A 15772-nucleotide genomic window follows, 5' to 3' on the forward strand; every position below is an offset into this window, starting at 1 on the left:
CCGCGGGGCAGACAGCTGCCCCGTTGGTTTTCTCCGGATCAGACTTTGGAGAGAAGCACATCCTTTCCTCGAGAGGCGCCGGGCATCTGCCCTCCGCCTCTCGAAACATAATCAGAGAAAAGAACTGCAATGGTGCAAAAACTTGAAGGTCATCACGCCCGCAAGCGCTTTGGGCAGAACTTCCTCAATGACCCGCATTGGATCGGAAAAATTGTCGATTCGATCGACCCCCAGCCTGAGCAGGTGCTGATTGAAATCGGTCCGGGACAGGCGGCGCTCACCCGTGAAATCATCGCGAAGAGCGGGCACGAAACGGCGATTGAGATTGACCGTGATCTCGCTGCCTGGCTGCGAAGCATTTTCCCGGAGACGCTTGAGCTGATTGAGGCGGACGCCCTGAAGCTTGACTGGTCGAAAGTGCACCCCGGGGAAAAACTTCGGATCTTCGGAAATCTTCCCTACAACATTTCGAGCCCGCTTCTCATTTCCCTGATCGCGGTCCGCGGCCGTGTGACGGATCAGCATTTTATGCTGCAGAAGGAAGTGGTGGACCGCATGGTGAGCCCGCCGGGCGGAAAGACCTATGGCAGGCTCTCCGCGGTGCTTCAGCGCTACTACCGCATGATGAAGCTCTTCGATGTGCCGCCGGGCGCTTTCACACCGGCTCCCAAGGTCACGTCGAGCGTGGTGCGGATGATCCCGATTGCGCGTGAAGAGACTTCTCCGGAAGAAGATGCCGCCTACTCGGAAGTGGTGGCGGCCTCTTTCAGCATGAGAAGAAAAACGCTCCGGAATTCGCTTGGGAAACTGCTGACGGCGGAGGAAATTGAGTCCGCCGGAATCAACCCGGGTGTCCGGGCGGAAACGCTCTCTGTGAGCGACTTTGAGTCGCTGACCCGCGTGTATCTCGCGAAGCGCGCGGCGGGCTGAGCACCGGGCTGAGTCAGAGCGGCAGATCTCCGATAACAACCTTACGGAGCGCCGCTCTCGCCTTTTCGTAGTTCGGTTTGATCGCCCGGACCTGAGCCCAGAAGCGCTCGCTGTGGTTCATTTCAACCAGGTGCGCAAGTTCATGGGCCGCGACGTAATCGATCGCGTCATTATCAAAAAAGATCAGCCGCCAGTTGAGACGGATAGCGCCTGAGGCGCTGCAGCTCCCCCAGAGCGTTCTGGCGGAATTCAATCGCAGTGAGGCAGCGGCACGCGGAGCGAACTGCTGCACATAGTCGAACCGTTCGCGGATCACGCGGACAGCCTCGCGCTTCATCCAGAGCGTGATGATTTCTTTCAGGCGTGCCGGATCCTCTCCTTCGGAGGCGGGAATCCGGAGTTCCAGATTCCCATTTCCAGCGGTTCTGATCTGAGGCGCCGAGACCTCTGAACTGAGTGCAATTCTGAGAACCCGGCCCCGATAGGGAAGTTCTCCTCCGTCCGCGAAAACGGTCCTCGGAATACCGCTTTCCTCACGCTGTTTCGCGCGCGCCGCGAGATGCTTTATCACCCAGGCGCTGTTCCTCACGAGCGACATCTCAATGAGCCTGATCGGCGCCCGCATGGGGGCGAGGACGGAAACTCCTGAGGAGTCCACTCTGAAGCCGATTGTGCGGCGGCGGGAGCGGTAGAGCGTATACCGTACAGAAACGGCCCCGGAGGGACTCTCCGGAGCCGGCAGATCGATGATCCGGACAGAGTCCGGTTCGAGCTTCTTAGGCATTCTTTGCGGGATGCGGAAGGAGCAGGGCGTCGCTTTCCGTGGTGATCCAGTCAGCGACCTCAGCTTCCACCGCTTTGAGATCACGTCCCTCGGTAGGGATCGGCTTACCGATCGACACCGTGATGGTGCCCGGGATCTTCGCAATGGAATTCTTCGGCCAGCAGACACCGGAATTCAGCGCGACAGGAAGGATGGGAGCGCCGGTAGCGGCTGCCAGCCTCGCTCCGCCCGTCTTGAATTTCACATGCTCGCCAGGAGGCACGCGGGTGCCTTCCGGGAAGAGAATGATCCACCATCCCCGCTTGAGGAAGGCGGGGCCTTTGGTGACCAGGGTGCGGAAGGCGCTGCGGCCGTTGCTGCGGTCAATGGACAGCAGCCCGAAGGACCAGAGAGCCCAGCCGAAGAACGGAATGCGGTTGAGCGACTCCTTGTAAACATAGGCGCCGGGGTAGGGGAGATAGGCGCCCAGCCAGAAGGTTTCCCATGCCGACTGATGCTTGGACAGCACAACGACAGGGCCCTTCGGGCAGTTCTCCATACCCTTCACCTGAACCCGGACGCCGCAGATCACACGGAGCGCGGCAATCACGAACCTGCCCCAGGCCCTCATGACGCCGTACCGGGTTTCGGCCCGGGTGAACGGCGTGAGAATGAGGACGATGAAGCAGACGGGGATGACCGTGATCGCCAGAACGATATAAAAGATGAAACCTCGAACTGTATTCACAGCCATCACCTCCGATTACTGAGCAATCTTCGCAAGCTCGGCAACCTGATTCATCAGGTGGTGGAGACGGGCGAGGAGCGCCTGGCGGTTGGCACGCAGAGCGGGATCGTCAGCGTTTACCATGACCTTATCGAAGAACTCGTCAACCGGAGCCTTCAGCGTGGAAAGGCGGGAAAGCATTTCCTCGTAGTGGCCGGCTTCGAAGTCCGCAAGAGCGGCGGGCTCAACCTGATCGATGGCGGAGGAGAGCGCCTTTTCGGCGTCGCTCTCGAAAAGCGCCGGATCGATCTTGGTCGGGACTTCGCCCTCGATCTTCTTCAGGATGTTGCTGATACGCTTGTTCGCGGCAGCGAGCGCTTCCGATTCCGGCAGCTTCTCAAAGGCGCGGACCGCAGCGAGGCGGGCCGGGATCTCGTTCAGCTGATCCGGATCCAGGCTCAGCACAGCGTCGATTTCCTGAGCGGTGTAACCCTGATCCTTGAACATGACGCGCATACGGTCGAAGAAGAAGTCGCGGAGTTCCTTGCGGGCATCCTTGACACCTTCGACGTGGCGCTCAATTTCAAAGCCGAGGTTAAGGAGGTCGGAAAGCTTCACCGAGAGATTCTTCTCGATCACCATGCGCAGAATGCTGATCGCATGGCGGCGGAGAGCGTACGGATCCTTTTCACCGGTCGGCATCTGGCCGATACCGAAGAGGCCGGTCAGGGTTTCGAGCTTGTCAGCGATAGCAAGAGCGAGGCTCACCGGAGTGGAGGGCAGCGCGTCGCCGGCGAAGCGGGGCTGGTAGTGCTCACGGATCGCGAGAGCGACATCAGCCTTTTCACCGTCATGCTGAGCGTAGTACTGACCCATGATGCCCTGGAGTTCAGGGAATTCGCCCACCATCAGGGTGCGGAGGTCAGCCTTCGCGAGGTAGGCCGCGCGGGCAGCATCCTCGGGGCTCGCGTGAAGGCCGATGGCGATGAGGCCTGCCATCGCGCGGACACGGTCAGTTCTTTCAAACTGGCTGCCGAGCTTTGCGTGGTACACCGCATTCTTCAGGCCGGGAACGCGGCTTTCCAGCGTTTCCTTCAGGTCGGTTTCATAGAAGAACTTGGCGTCAGCCAGACGGGCGCGGACCACGCGGGCGTTGCCGGCGCTGATTTCCTTGCCGCCGTCAGCCGCAACGAGCTGCGAGACGAGCAGGAACTTATTCATGAGGCGGCCGGAAGCGTCGCGGAGCGGGAAGTACTTCTGATTCAGCTGCATCGTGAGAATCAGGCACTCTTCCGGAACCGAGAGGTATTCCTTCTCGAATTCGGAGGCATACACCACAGGCCACTCAGTGAGCGCGGTGACTTCATCAAGCAGAGCCTCCGGCATGATGGCCGTGCCGCCGAGTTCGGCAGCCTTGTCGTTGAGGAGCTGGCAGATCAGAGCGCGGCGGTCAGCGTAAGAGACCATGACACAGGCGTTCTTCAGCTGTTCCGCATAGGAATCCGCGCTGTCGATCGTCATTTCGCCGGCAGACATAAAGCGGTGGCCGCGGGTCACGCGTCCGGCCTTAAGGCCAAGGAACGAAACCGGAACCACGTCTTCACCGTAAAGCGCCGTGAGATAACGGACCGGGCGGACAAACTCAACCGTCGTTTCACCGTCGGGGAGCTGATAGCTCATCACGCGCGGGATCGGGAGCTTCTTGGCGGAGTCTTCGATGGCAGCCTGGAGACCTTCGGCGAGCGGAATGCCGGGCTTCGTGTCTTCAACGTAGAGGAAGTCCTTGCCGCCTTCAGTCTTCGTGACGAGCTTGGCGTCGGCGCCGAGGCCAAGAGCCTGAAGCTTCTTCAGAAGGGGAGCCGCGGGCTTGCCCTCAGCGTCAAGGCCGATCGCCTTCGGCATCAGCTTCTTGGAGAAAGGTTCATCGGCAGAGTGGCCGAGCACGTTCGTGATGTGAACCGCGAGGCGGCGGGGCGTCCCGTAGCAGGTGGCAACCGAACCGGCTTCCGTCAGGTGCTGTGCCGCGAGGCTCTTCGCGATTTCATTTCCGAAGGCCTTGGAAAGCGTATCAAGGGCTTTCGGCGGCAGCTCTTCCGTCTGGAGTTCAACTAGCAGATTCGTCATTTCAGGCCTCCTCCTTCTTATCAGCCTTATTCAGCATCGGGAATCCCAGGCGCTCGCGGGAGTCGTAATAGCTTTGTGCAACAGCACGGGAGATGTTTCTGATGCGGGAGATGTAGTGGGCGCGTTCCGTCACGGAAATTGCACCGCGGGCATCAAGAAGGTTGAAGGTGTGGCCGGCCTTCAGCACCATTTCATAGGCCGGCAGGGCGAGCTGCAGGTCCATCAGGCGCTTGGCTTCGGTTTCGAAGTAATCGAACAGCTTCAGGAGCTTCGCAGGATCCGATTTCTCAAAGGTGAAAACGGACTGCTCATATTCGTTCTGGTGGAACACGTCACCGTAGGTCAGCGTGCGCTGACGGTCGCCTTCGCCCCAGCGGGTGTAGACGAGATCGAACACGTTGTCGCAGTTCTGCAGATACATGCAGAGGCGCTCCAGACCGTACGTGATTTCGCCGGTGATCGGCTTGCAGGGAAGACCGCCCACCTGCTGGAAATACGTGAACTGGGTCACTTCCATGCCGTCCATCCAGATTTCCCAGCCGAGACCCCAGGCGCCAAGCGTCGGATTTTCCCAGTTATCCTCAACGAAGCGGATATCATGCAGTGACGTGTCGATGCCGAGCACCTTCAGACTGCCGAGATACAGGTCAACGATATTGACGGGGGCGGGTTTCAGGACAACCTGGAACTGGTGATGCTGATAGAGACGGTTCGGGTTCTCGCCGTAACGGGCATCCTTCGGACGGCGAGACGGCTGAACATAGGCTGCGCGCCAGGGCTCCGGCCCAAGGGCCCGGAGGAAGGTTGCCGTGTGAGAAGTGCCGGCACCGACTTCGGTGTCGATCGGCTGTAGCAATGCGCAGCCCTGCTTATTCCAATAATCCTGCAGGCGCAGGATGACTTCCTGAAAAGAGATCATTTTTTCCTAACTGCCCCCTCTTGGAGGGAAAAGATGACCGTTTTCTGCATCGCAACACAGTCATCATAGAATCAGAATGAAGCCATCATTTTAGATGGTTGGCGTTTTTTTGTTTTTGCTCCGCGATTCTCTGAAAAAGACTGCCGCAAAAAGGAGAATGCAGAGGAGAATGGCTGGCGCATTCCCGACGCGTATATAGGGAGTCGGACCGCCGTCCGCCGTGCGGATAACCGCATCCTTTGAGACAGGACCGAGGCCGGCTTCGTACGTAATGACGCCCCGCGGGCTGATAAGAGCGGAGGAGCCGTTGTTATTCACAGAAATCAGCGGGAGCGCGGTTTCCAGCGCTCTCATCCGGCTGAAGAGCAGATGCTGATACTGCACGGCCGGTGAAAACCAGGCGAGGTTCGAGCTCACGAGAAGCACATTCGGCATCCGGCTCTTTCCGTCATTCCTCCAGAAGTCCGACAGCTCGTCACCGAAGGAATTCTCGTAGCAGATCATCGGGGCCACGGTAATGCCCTGCTGCGGAAGATAAAGCGGCTTCTGAAAACGGTCCCCCGGTGTCTGGTCGCTCATCGGAATCCCCAGCGCGTGGACGAACCAATGGAAGCCCGGCGGCACAAATTCCCCGAACGGCACAAGATGACGCTTGTCGTAGCGCTGCGTATCAGAGCCGGGAGTCAGGAGAAAAAGTGAGTTCCGGAATTCGCGCGGATGCGGTTCCCAGAACGCGTTCAGAACGAGAGAAGTTCCCTTTTCCGGAGCAGGAAGACGGATCATCGACACCTCTTCCGGCATCAGGCGCTGAATGGAAGTGTTGATGACGGATTCGGGCCAGATGATCAGTGTGCGGTCTGCGATCGGGCGTCCCTCAGGAGAGGAAAGCCGCATCGCGCGGGCGATTCGCTCGGACTGAGAAAGCGGCTCAACGCCGGACAGTCCGGCGAGCGGCAGATCCGGCTGTACGAGACGGACGGACAGCAGCTCTCCGGGAACGGTCCAGCTGACCGCACGGAGCGCCTGCCCCGAAATCAGAAGCGCGGCCGCAGCCGCGATACAGGCGCACTGCCGCTTCGCGTTCCCCCGCAGAAGCGCGGCCGCGAAGATAAGACCAAGGGTCAGTGTGGCTGCGAGCTCCGAGGCATAAACACCGCCGACCGGAGCGAATCCCTCAAACGGGGTCCCGGTCTGAATGTATCCGAAGGAAATCCAGGGGAAGGAGCAGAGCGCGGCGCCCCGGATCCAGTCAAAAAACACGAAGGAAGCGGGGAAAGCCGCCGCAGCGCGGAGAGGGCCTGGGCGGACTCTGGACACGGCCGCGGCCGCCAGGGCAGTGAAGATGGAATTCGCGGCTCCCATCAGGAGCAGCGCGGCGCCTGACAGCGGCGCCGGAAGCCCTCCGAAGTCGTGAAGGCTCTGGTAGAGCCAGGAGAGTCCAGGCGTAAAAGCCAAGAGCCCGAAAATGAAGCCGAGGAGCGAGGCCTTTTTCCAGGACGTCTCTTCCCGGATACTGAAGAGCAGACCGGCGAGGCCGATAAAGGCGGCGATCTGCGAAACCCATTCCGCGCCGTGAGGAAAGAACGGAGACGCGTAAAGGAGGCCGCCGGCGGCCGCCGCAGCTGCACTCAGCCGGAAATTCACGCCAGAGCTCCCTTGTCGGAAGCCGCTTTGGGAGCGCGTTCCACGAGCAGCACCTTTGCCTGGCGGTCATCAGCCCGGAGCACTTTGAACCGGAAACCGTCAACGGTCAGCTGATCACCCGGGCGGGGAACCCGTTCGAGGCGGTCGGCGATGATGCCGCCGATCGTTTCACAGTGCGGATCCGTGATGTTCGCGCCGAAATACTGATTGAACTGCGTGAGGTGCGTAATAGCGCGTATTTTCCAGCGTCCGCGGGATTCACTCACAATATTTCCCGCATCAATATCGACCGTGTCGAATTCGTCATCGATATCGCCGACGATCTGCTCCAGCACGTCTTCAATCGTGAGAAGGCCGGTCACTTCACCGAACTCATCCACAACGAGCGCGAGATGCTGATGCTCCCGCTTGAATTCCTTCAGAAGGAGATTGAGCGGCATCGTTTCAGGGATGAACTTTGCCTCTCTCAGGTGCTCTTCCAGCCGGTAGTCAGAGTGGAGAAGCGCGGTAAGGAGATCCTTGGCGTGAAGAAGTCCCTTCACGTCGCTGAAATCACCATCGATTACCGGGAAGCGCGAGTGTCCGCTCTGATTCGCTTCCCTCAGCCACTGGTCCTGGGGCTCCGAGATGTCGATCGCCTTGATCTGGCTTCTCGGAACCATGATGTCCGAGGCGGAGAGTTCCGAAATCTTCAGCACGCCTTCAATCATGAAGAGCGCGTCATCACTCAGAACGCCGTTCGTTTTTGCGGCGCGCAGCGCCGAGACAAACTGCTCGTGGGCATCGGAGGCAGGCTCGTGAAAAAGGGACGCGGTGAGCCTCTGCAGGAAGCTCGGTTCAGTTCCCTTCTGTGACGAGGGTGGGTCAGAAGTCATAGTAAGAATTGCCTTTTAAAGGTCCCGGTCCTGATACGGATCCGGGAACCCCAGAGACTGCAGGATTTTGATTTCCAGAGGTTCCATCACATTCGCCTGCTCTTCAGTGATGTGGTCATAGCCATGCGCGTGCAGCGTACCGTGAACAATCAGGTGGCAGAGATGCTGCAGGAAGGTTTTCTGCTGCTCTTTTGCCTGTTCGACAAGCACGGGGACGCAGATGACGATATCTGCCTCAACGACGGGCTCATGCTGATAGTCGAAGGTGAGAACGTTGGTCGCGTAGTCCTTGTGGCGGTAGCGGCTGTTGAGCTCGTAGCCTTCCTCTTTGTCAACAAAGCGGATCGTAATATTCACCGGACGTTCGGCGGCAGCCGCGACCCAGGAGGTCATGACGTCTTCGCTCGGAAGTTCCGGAAACAGTTCGTTCTGTAAATAATAAACAGAAACGGGTGATTCTTTGTCCTGAGCCTCTTCGGCTCCGGCTTCGTTATTCGATTCCATGTCTGCCTTTTTCCCTTGATTCCGCGTCCTTCTCGTACGCTTCGACGATCCGGGCTACCAGCGGGTGACGGACGACGTCGGCCGCCGTGAAGTAGGTGAACGCAATGCCGCGGACTCCCGCGAGCACATGCTGAGCCTGAATCAGCCCGCTGTGTGTGCCGCGCGGCAGGTCAATCTGGGTGATATCGCCCGTGATAACCGCTTTCGAGCCGAAACCGATACGGGTGAGGAACATCTTCATCTGCTCAGGAGTCGTATTCTGCGCCTCATCAAGAATGATAAAGGCGTTGTTCAGCGTTCTGCCGCGCATATAAGCGAGCGGCGCGATCTCAATCGTCTGACGCTCCATCAGCGTGCGGGTCTTCTCAAACCCGAGAAGATCGAAGAGCGCGTCGTAGAGCGGACGGAGATAAGGATCCACTTTCTGGGACAGGTCGCCCGGAAGGAAGCCGAGCCTTTCGCCGGCTTCGACCGCCGGGCGCGTGAGAATGATCCGCTCAACCGTATTCCGCTCATAGGCGTCGACCGCGGAGGCAACGGCAAGATATGTTTTGCCGGTGCCCGCGGGGCCGATACCGAAAGCGATGTCGCAGTCCTGGATCGCCTTGATGTAGTCACGCTGACGCGGCGTCCGGCCGCGGAGATCACGCCTGCGGGTCTTAAGCGGCGCGAGACTGTCATCCTGCGGGATGTCCTCGGTTTCCGTTCTTTCATCAACGAAGAAGAGCTGAAGGTCTTTGGCCGACAGTTCCTCGCCCGTTGTGCGGATGCGGCTCAGAAGCCTCTGCAGTGCATGAATCGCACGCCGGGCGTGCGAGGTGCTGCCGCTTACGTGGAAAACATTGCCGCGCCGCGCGATGCTGACATCCAGAATGGTCTCAATCTGGCGGAGATTGGCGTCGAGCGGTCCCGTCAGATTGGCGAGCTCTGCATTGCTCGCGTCAGCCGAAAATTCCAGCTGCCGCGTCTCTTCCTTTTCATTTGACATCGATCAGTTGAAGTCCTTTTCCTTATTGATCAGGGTGCCGCCGAGCGTGTGCACGCGGACATCCGTAATTTTGACCTGAACCATCTTACCGAGAAGATCGAGGGGGCCCTCAAAATTCACGACACGGTTGTTATCCGTACGGGCGGCAAGCATGCCTTCACCCTTCTTGCTCGCGCCGGTGACGAGAACGCGCTGGATGGAGCCAACCATCGCTTCGGAAATCCGGAGCGCCTGGGCGTCATTCACCTTCTGCAGCTTCTGCAGCCGCTCAAGCTTCACATCCTGAGGCGTGCTGTCAGGCATATCCGCGGCGGGCGTACCGGGGCGGGGACTGAAAACGAAGGAGAAGCTCGCATCGAACTTGCACTCGTCAATCAGCCTCATGGTAGCCTCGAAATCCTCCTCCGTTTCGCCGGGGAAGCCGACGATAAAGTCGGAAGTGATGCAGATATCGGGCCGGGCTTCCCGGAGCCCGCGGATGATCGACAGGTACTGTTCCGTCGTGTAGCCGCGCTTCATCAGTTCAAGCACACGGTCGGAGCCGGACTGAACAGGAAGGTGGACATGGCTCACGATCTTCGGGATCGTCCGGTAGGCATTGATCAGGCGAGGCGTGAAGTTCGTCGGGTGAGACGTCATGAAGCGGATACGCTCAATGCCGTCAATCGCGGCGATCAGTTCGAGCAGCATCGCGAAATCGATCTCATCGCCGTCAGGCAGTTCGCCTTCATAGGCGTTCACGTTCTGGCCGAGAAGCGTGCTCTCGCAGACACCCTGCTCGGCGAGGCTCTTCACATCGCGGAGCACGTCAGCCACAGGGCGCGACAGCTCCTGGCCTCGGGTATACGGCACCACGCAGTACGTGCAGAACTTCGAGCAGCCTTCCATGATGGAAATGAAGGCGGCGGAGCCGTTCTTATGCGGCTCAGGCATGTAGTCGAACTTCTCAATGCCGGGGAATGACACGTCGACCTGAGAGTGATGGCAGGTCTTGCACTTATCGAGCATGTCGGGCAGGCGGTGAAGCGTCTGGGGGCCGAAGACGACGTCCACGTAGGGAGCGCGCTCAATGATCTTGGAGCCCTCCTGGCTTGCCACGCAGCCGCCGACCGCGATCTTCATGTCAGGACGCTGTTCCTTCAGAGTCCGGATCCGGCCGAGTTCGGAGTAGACCTTCTGCTGGGCCTTGTCTCGGATCGAACAGGTGTTCAGAATGACGAGATCCGCGTCTTCGGCGGAATTGGTTTTGATATAGCCGCTGCTGTCAGTCATCAGGTCTACGATCCGGTTCGAATCGTATTCGTTCATCTGGCAGCCAAAGGATTTGATAAAGATTTTTTTCGCAGTCACGGTTTTTATCCGGGGGCGATCGAAAAGAAAGAGTCTTTCTGCTAGCGATCAGGTAGGGGAAGAAGCGCAGGTGTAATCCTGCGTCAAAACTGCTAATTTTAAACACTTTTAGTTTCCTGTACGGTGCCTGAGGGCAGAATCCGCAGAGAATTAGAATGTGTGCCCTCTATGCATTACTCCGGAATTCGGAACTTTATTCATGCTGGAAATTCATCAGGAAACGGGCTGCCGGCTCTGCCCGAGGAAATGCGGTGTGCTCCGTGAGGGAATCGTGACTGCCCCCAAGCGGGCGCTCTGCCGCGCGTCAGGTAAAGCTGAGGTGGCGCTCGTGTCACTGCACCGCTGGGAGGAGCCCTGTATCTCTGGAACCCAGGGGGCGGGAACGGTCTTCTTTTCACACTGCAATCTTCGCTGCTGCTTCTGTCAGAATCACGAAATCAGCGCGGAAGGCAGCGGTGTTGCCGTGACGGATGAGCGTCTCGCGGAGATTTTCCTTGAGCAGCAGAGCCGCGGTGCGACGTGTCTCGAACTCGTGACACCGACTCACTATGTCGAGAACATCATCCGGGCGCTTGATATTGCGAGAAGCCGCGGCTTCTCGCTCCGTGTGGCTTACAACACGAATGGCTACGATCTGCCGGAAACTATCGGGCGGCTGAAGGGCTACGTGGATATGTATATGCCGGACCTCAAGTATTTTGACTCACGGTACGGCGAACGCTATTCAGGTGTCCCGCATTACTTTGAGACGGCAAGCGTGGCGATCCGGGCCATGTTTGATGCTGTCGGCCCGTATCGGGTCGGTGAGGACGGCCTGATGCGGAGCGGTCTCATCGTGCGGCATCTGGTTCTTCCGGGACTCTGGCGTGACAGCTGCCGGTGTCTTGACTGGCTGTGGGGAAATTTCGGTAACGATGTCTGTGTCAGCCTGATGAATCAGTACATGCCGCTTTATAAGGCGTCGCGTCACCCCGAGATCAACCGGAAGCTTTTCACGCTGGAGTATCAGAAGGTCGTGCGTCACGCCGAGTCTCTCGGATACCGCAACTGTTTCATTCAGATCGGCGAGACAGCCGAGTCGAAATTCATCCCGGTTTTCGACGGCACAAACGTACTCCGTGCCTCGGACTGAAGTCTTTTCGGTCCGCACGTTTTGTTTTGTGCTACAAAAAGAATAAGTAAGCCTGCGGAAGGCTGACATCTCGAGTAACGGGAGAAAGAAAATGGATGAAAACATGGAACTGCAAAATCATCTGCTTGTTGCGATGCCTTCACTGCGCGACCCGAATTTCGCCGGAACGGTGGTCTATATCACCGGGCACGATGAAAAAGGATCCCGGGGCTTCGTGATTAACCGGCAGACGGAACTGATGCTGTCGGACGTGCTCGAGCAGTCGAAGGTGATCGCGAAGGGATCGCCCCGGCTGCCTGACAGGGTTTTTATCGGCGGTCCTGTTGATCCCCAGAGAGGATTTCTTCTTCACGAGAAGGCGGGGGAATACGCCGCGTCCCGTGAGATTTCCCCCACACTGTGTGTCACACTGTCAGCCGACGTGCTGAGCCGCATGTGCCGGGGGGAAGGCCCCAGGCGCCGCCTTTTCCTGCTGGGACTTGCCGGATGGCTTCCCGGGCAGCTCGAAGCAGAAATCGCGCTCGGCAGCTGGATCACCGTCCCCGGAACGGAAGAAATACTTTTTGATGTGCCGCCTGAGGAGCGCTATGACTACGCGCTTCGTCAGATCGGTATCAGCCGCGAACAGCTTGAAGCTTCAGAGGAGCAGGCGGGCCATGCCTGATAAAGCAAATCCCCGGGATCTTTCCGGAACCATTGTCGCTTTTGATTTCGGACTGGCACGGATCGGCGCCGCGGTCGGCAATACGCTGTCGCGTTCGGCCCGCCCGGTCAGGATCTTTCCTGCCCGTACAAATGCCGATAAGTGGGGCGGCGTGGAGGCCATTCTCCGGGAGTGGGAACCGGTGGCGGTGGTGGTCGGCGTGCCTCTCCGTTCAGGCGGAGAACATCAGGAGCTGACAGACCGGGCCGAACGGTTCTCCCGTCAGATTGAGGGAAGATTTTCTCTTCCCGTGTATCCGGTGGATGAGCGGTTCTCGTCCGTTGACGTGGAGCAGGGCCGGATGAAAATCGATGATCAGTCAGCCGCTGTGATTCTTGAGCAGTGGTTCAGTGAAAATTTTTAAAGCTTTGAGGATATCCCGATGAACTATCTGACCGGGGCATTGCGCTTCATTCTGATCGTCATTTCGATACCGTTTTTCATGTTCGTTGCCGGGGTGCGTTTCCCGAAAGCGGAGGAAGCGGAATATCGGAAACTGGTTGAAACCTGGTGCCGGAGACTTCTCGCGATGCTGGGAGTCCGGGTGTCCTATACCGGAAGACCGCTGCGGCACCCGGCGCCGGGAGAAAAAGGGTACCTGCTGCTTTCAAACCATATTTCCTTCCTGGATATCTTTTCCATCGATACCCTGATCTGCTCGCGTTTTGTTGCGAAGGCCGAGATCGGTCACTGGCCAGCCTTCGGCACGATTGCGAAAGTGGTGCGCACGATCTTCATCGAGCGCGGCAACCGCAGAGCTATTCTCGCGATTGCGGAGCAGATGGAGTCAGCGCTGAATCGGGGTGAAAACGTGATTTTCTTTCCGGAGGGCACTACGAGTCTGGGCAATACGCTTCTGCCGCTTCACGCGAATCTGATCGAGGCCGCGGTGGCAACCGGTGCAACGGTGCAGCCTCTGGTGCTGCGCTATAAGAGCCGGGGAAAACTGACGACCCGGATGTCATATGCGGGAGATGTATCGATTTTCCATTGCCTCTGGAATGTGGTGACAACACCGGACGCGACAGTGGAGGTCGAAGTGCTTGAGCCGATTGATCCCGCGGGGAAGAACCGGCATCAGATCTGCCGGGAAGTGTCGGCCCGGATGGCGGCCGCGCTCGGCGTCCGCGATCCGGCGATTGAAGAGGAGCGGCGGGAACTTACTTTGCGGCCGGTTTTGAAGCAGACGGTTCGCACCAAAGCGGACAGCGCTCCATAAAGATTCTGCGGTCGCTCATCCGGATAGCGGTGAGCGATCCGCCCCAGAGGCAGCCCGTATCGATAGCGATCAGGTTGGGGCGGAGCATCAGGCCGAGCATGGACCAATGACCGATTACGATCAGCTGATCGAGAAGTCGGCGGTCCGTCCGGAGGAACCACGGCGTGAGCCCCGCGGGAGCCTGGGCAAGGCCTTCCCGCGTATCAAAGTCGAGTGTCCCGTCTTCCTTCACAAAACGGATGCGGGTGAAGGCGTTGAAAATAGCGCGCATTCTCTCGCTTCCGGTGAGACCAGGAGCCCACTGGCTCGGACCGTACATATCCTTCAGATAGTCTTTCCAGCCGTCGCCCGAGAGATGGGACTCGGCTTCCTGCGCGAGTTTCAGCGCGTCTTCAAGGCTCCATGACGGATGAACGCCGGCATGAACGAAGAGCGCGCCTTCTTCATAAATCGCGATTTTCTGACGGCGGAGCCATCCGATCAGCTCATCGGCATCCGGTGCCTCAAGAATCGGTGTGATGGTATCCCTGCGATGAACATTTCCGTGCCCCGCCGCGACAGCGAGCAGATGGAGATCGTGGTTGCCGAGAAGGCACTGAGCTCTTCCTGACTCCTGGAGCTCCTTCACCCGTCTCAGTGTTTCAAGCGACTGCGGGCCGCGGTTGACGAGATCTCCCATGAAAATCAGGGGAGCGGTATCAGGAAGCTGCTCCAGCAGCCCTTCCAGGCTTTCGTAGCAGCCCTGCAGATCACCGATTGCAATGACAGAAGAAGTGTTCAATCCAGCCACAGCGTATTTCCTCAAGAATTAATGCCCGCCCGACTTCCTGACACGTTCAAGAAGCGAAGTGGTGGAGCGCACATACTCAAAACTGATGGTAAGCGCTTTTCCGCCCCAGGTGCTGACAAGTTTTGCTTCCGGCAGATCTTCCACCCGATAGTCCCCGCCTTTGACATAGATATCCGGACGCACGGCTTCGATCGCTTTCAGGGGCACTTTGTCCGTGAAGACCGTGACAAGCGACACGCTTTCCAGCGCGGCAAGAACGGCGGCGCGGTCCTGTTCGGTGTTGATCGGGCGGTCATCCCCCTTTCCGAGCATCCGGACCGAGGCGTCAGAATTCACGGCAACGACAAGGCTTTTTCCCAGAGCGGCCGCCTGCGCGAGATACGTGACGTGCCCGCGATGAAGAATGTCGAAGACGCCGTTTGTCATGACGATCGGGTGAGGAAGCTCTGACGCGCGTTCCCTCAGATCCTCGAAGGAGACAATTTTGCGGGTGAAGTCAGGAATCGGGAGATGTTCGCTCATGAGTCAGATATCCGTGCAGAAGCCGCGGAACCAGGGACTGGTGACCGCGCTCAGAAGATTATTGAAAACCGCTGTCGAGTCAGGGGAGGCGGCAGGAATCGCTTCGCCGTCGGTGCCGAGAAGAATTCTCTCCCGGACTCCGGCTGCAGCGCCGGCCTCCATATCGCGGGGGCTGTCGCCGAAGATGACGCTCCGGGCAGGATCGATCCCAAACTCCCCGATAGCGTCAAGAATCATGCCCGGCTGCGGTTTGCGGCAGCGGCAGACCCTGCGGTAGCGCTCGATTTTGGCATCGGGGTGATGCGGGCAGAAGTAGACCTTTTCAATCGGGGCACCGTCAGACGCCATTTCGTTCTGCATCCAGGAGGTGAGCCTGAGAAAGTCTTCTTCCGTGTAGTAGCCGCGTCCGATTCCGGACTGATTCGTCACCACAAAAAGCTTAAAGCCTGCGCGGGAGAGAATCCGGCAGGCTTCAACTGCCCCGGGAACGAATACGAATTCGTCCCGGCGGCAGACGTAGCCGCTGTTGATGTTGATGACGCCATCGCGATCAAGAAACGCGGCTCTGATACGGGAATCCAT

At 58.6% G+C, this 15772-nt stretch carries 17 protein-coding genes; 5 read left to right on the plus strand and 12 right to left on the minus strand.

What is annotated here, in order from left to right; genetic code table 11:
- The first annotated feature begins 129 nt into the window (after positions 1–129).
- The gene (rsmA, locus tag BN1936_RS02975; protein WP_022443684.1) at positions 130–930 is read left to right on the plus strand and encodes a 16S rRNA (adenine(1518)-N(6)/adenine(1519)-N(6))-dimethyltransferase RsmA; all 801 of its coding nucleotides are present in this window, start codon (positions 130–132) and stop codon (positions 928–930) included.
- Between the two features lie 13 nt (positions 931–943).
- Here the strand turns inward: rsmA and BN1936_RS02980 are convergent, their stop codons facing one another.
- From BN1936_RS02980 to miaB, 9 genes are all read right to left on the minus strand, one after another.
- The gene (locus BN1936_RS02980) at positions 944–1714 is read right to left on the minus strand and encodes a M48 family metallopeptidase (protein ID WP_049686600.1); all 771 of its coding nucleotides are present in this window, start codon (positions 1712–1714) and stop codon (positions 944–946) included.
- Positions 1707–2447: a lysophospholipid acyltransferase family protein gene (locus tag BN1936_RS02985; protein ID WP_049686601.1), complete on the minus strand. Its 741-nt coding sequence runs from the start codon at positions 2445–2447 to the stop codon at positions 1707–1709. The genes BN1936_RS02980 and BN1936_RS02985 overlap by 8 nt, the downstream gene beginning before the upstream one ends.
- Before the next feature lie 9 nt (positions 2448–2456).
- The gene (glyS, locus tag BN1936_RS02990; RefSeq protein WP_049686602.1) at positions 2457–4544 is read right to left on the minus strand and encodes a glycine--tRNA ligase subunit beta; all 2088 of its coding nucleotides are present in this window, start codon (positions 4542–4544) and stop codon (positions 2457–2459) included.
- A gap of 1 nt (position 4545) precedes the next feature.
- Complete coding sequence (gene glyQ / locus BN1936_RS02995) at positions 4546–5463, minus strand: glycine--tRNA ligase subunit alpha (protein WP_022443680.1); 918 nt, start codon at positions 5461–5463, stop codon at positions 4546–4548.
- Between the two features lie 90 nt (positions 5464–5553).
- A complete protein-coding gene (gene lnt, locus BN1936_RS03000; protein ID WP_049686603.1) occupies positions 5554–7107 on the minus strand; it encodes an apolipoprotein N-acyltransferase in 1554 nt (517 codons plus the stop codon).
- Complete coding sequence (locus BN1936_RS03005; protein WP_022442824.1) at positions 7104–7982, minus strand: HlyC/CorC family transporter; 879 nt, start codon at positions 7980–7982, stop codon at positions 7104–7106. The genes lnt and BN1936_RS03005 overlap by 4 nt, the downstream gene beginning before the upstream one ends.
- 15 nt (positions 7983–7997) lie before the next feature.
- Positions 7998–8486, minus strand: a complete 489-nt coding sequence (gene ybeY, locus BN1936_RS03010; RefSeq protein ID WP_022442823.1) for an rRNA maturation RNase YbeY — start codon at positions 8484–8486, stop codon at positions 7998–8000.
- Positions 8473–9474, minus strand: a complete 1002-nt coding sequence (locus tag BN1936_RS03015; protein ID WP_049686604.1) for a PhoH family protein — start codon at positions 9472–9474, stop codon at positions 8473–8475. Before BN1936_RS03015 ends, ybeY begins: the two co-directional genes overlap by 14 nt.
- 3 nt (positions 9475–9477) lie before the next feature.
- Positions 9478–10824, minus strand: a complete 1347-nt coding sequence (gene miaB / locus BN1936_RS03020) for a tRNA (N6-isopentenyl adenosine(37)-C2)-methylthiotransferase MiaB (protein ID WP_022442821.1) — start codon at positions 10822–10824, stop codon at positions 9478–9480.
- Positions 10825–11023: 199 nt separating this feature from the next.
- On the opposite strand from miaB, the gene BN1936_RS03025 reads away from it, so the two are divergent.
- The 4 genes from BN1936_RS03025 (at position 11024) to BN1936_RS03040 (ending at position 13878) form a co-directional block, all read left to right on the plus strand.
- Positions 11024–11956, plus strand: coding sequence for a radical SAM protein (locus BN1936_RS03025; protein ID WP_022442820.1), 933 nt, complete (start codon positions 11024–11026; stop codon positions 11954–11956).
- A 91-nt stretch (positions 11957–12047) separates the two neighbouring features.
- Entirely contained in the window at positions 12048–12620 is a 573-nt protein-coding gene (locus BN1936_RS03030) for a YqgE/AlgH family protein (protein ID WP_022442819.1), read from the plus strand.
- Entirely contained in the window at positions 12613–13023 is a 411-nt protein-coding gene (gene ruvX, locus BN1936_RS03035) for a Holliday junction resolvase RuvX (RefSeq protein WP_022442818.1), read from the plus strand. The genes BN1936_RS03030 and ruvX overlap by 8 nt, the downstream gene beginning before the upstream one ends.
- Positions 13024–13041: 18 nt before the next feature.
- Positions 13042–13878, plus strand: a complete 837-nt coding sequence (locus tag BN1936_RS03040) for a lysophospholipid acyltransferase family protein (protein WP_022442817.1) — start codon at positions 13042–13044, stop codon at positions 13876–13878.
- On the opposite strand, the gene BN1936_RS03045 is transcribed toward BN1936_RS03040, so the two are convergent.
- From BN1936_RS03045 to gmhB, 3 genes are read right to left on the minus strand one after another with little or no spacing between them, the layout of a single operon-like run.
- Positions 13820–14668, minus strand: coding sequence for a symmetrical bis(5'-nucleosyl)-tetraphosphatase (locus BN1936_RS03045; RefSeq protein WP_022442816.1), 849 nt, complete (start codon positions 14666–14668; stop codon positions 13820–13822). The two genes, BN1936_RS03040 and BN1936_RS03045, sit on opposite strands and share 59 nt — an antisense overlap.
- An 18-nt stretch (positions 14669–14686) precedes the next feature.
- A complete protein-coding gene (rfaE2, locus tag BN1936_RS03050; protein WP_022442815.1) occupies positions 14687–15190 on the minus strand; it encodes a D-glycero-beta-D-manno-heptose 1-phosphate adenylyltransferase in 504 nt (167 codons plus the stop codon).
- Between the two features lie 3 nt (positions 15191–15193).
- Positions 15194–15772 carry a D-glycero-beta-D-manno-heptose 1,7-bisphosphate 7-phosphatase gene (gene gmhB / locus BN1936_RS03055; RefSeq protein WP_022442814.1) on the minus strand — a complete coding sequence of 193 codons (579 nt, stop codon included), beginning with the start codon at positions 15770–15772 and terminating at the stop codon, positions 15194–15196.

This window comes from Dakarella massiliensis (assembly GCF_001182045.1).
Classification (GTDB): Bacteria; Pseudomonadota; Gammaproteobacteria; order Burkholderiales; family Burkholderiaceae_F; genus Mesosutterella; species Mesosutterella massiliensis.

Bases quoted from the DNA above. Each gene is read 5' to 3' on its own strand.
- rsmA (WP_022443684.1), top strand. From the start codon at position 130: ATGGTGCAAAAACTTGAAGGTCATCACGCCCGCAAGCGCTTTGGGCAG.
- BN1936_RS02980 (WP_049686600.1), bottom strand. From the start codon at position 1,714: ATGCCTAAGAAGCTCGAACCGGACTCTGTCCGGATCATCGATCTGCCG.
- BN1936_RS02985 (WP_049686601.1), bottom strand. From the start codon at position 2,447: ATGGCTGTGAATACAGTTCGAGGTTTCATCTTTTATATCGTTCTGGCG.
- glyS (WP_049686602.1), bottom strand. From the start codon at position 4,544: ATGACGAATCTGCTAGTTGAACTCCAGACGGAAGAGCTGCCGCCGAAA.
- glyQ (WP_022443680.1), bottom strand. From the start codon at position 5,463: ATGATCTCTTTTCAGGAAGTCATCCTGCGCCTGCAGGATTATTGGAAT.
- BN1936_RS03005 (WP_022442824.1), bottom strand. From the start codon at position 7,982: ATGACTTCTGACCCACCCTCGTCACAGAAGGGAACTGAACCGAGCTTC.
- ybeY (WP_022442823.1), bottom strand. From the start codon at position 8,486: ATGGAATCGAATAACGAAGCCGGAGCCGAAGAGGCTCAGGACAAAGAA.
- BN1936_RS03015 (WP_049686604.1), bottom strand. From the start codon at position 9,474: ATGTCAAATGAAAAGGAAGAGACGCGGCAGCTGGAATTTTCGGCTGAC.
- BN1936_RS03025 (WP_022442820.1), top strand. From the start codon at position 11,024: ATGCTGGAAATTCATCAGGAAACGGGCTGCCGGCTCTGCCCGAGGAAA.
- BN1936_RS03030 (WP_022442819.1), top strand. From the start codon at position 12,048: ATGGATGAAAACATGGAACTGCAAAATCATCTGCTTGTTGCGATGCCT.
- ruvX (WP_022442818.1), top strand. From the start codon at position 12,613: ATGCCTGATAAAGCAAATCCCCGGGATCTTTCCGGAACCATTGTCGCT.
- BN1936_RS03040 (WP_022442817.1), top strand. From the start codon at position 13,042: ATGAACTATCTGACCGGGGCATTGCGCTTCATTCTGATCGTCATTTCG.
- rfaE2 (WP_022442815.1), bottom strand. From the start codon at position 15,190: ATGAGCGAACATCTCCCGATTCCTGACTTCACCCGCAAAATTGTCTCC.
- gmhB (WP_022442814.1), bottom strand. From the start codon at position 15,772: ATGGATTCCCGTATCAGAGCCGCGTTTCTTGATCGCGATGGCGTCATC.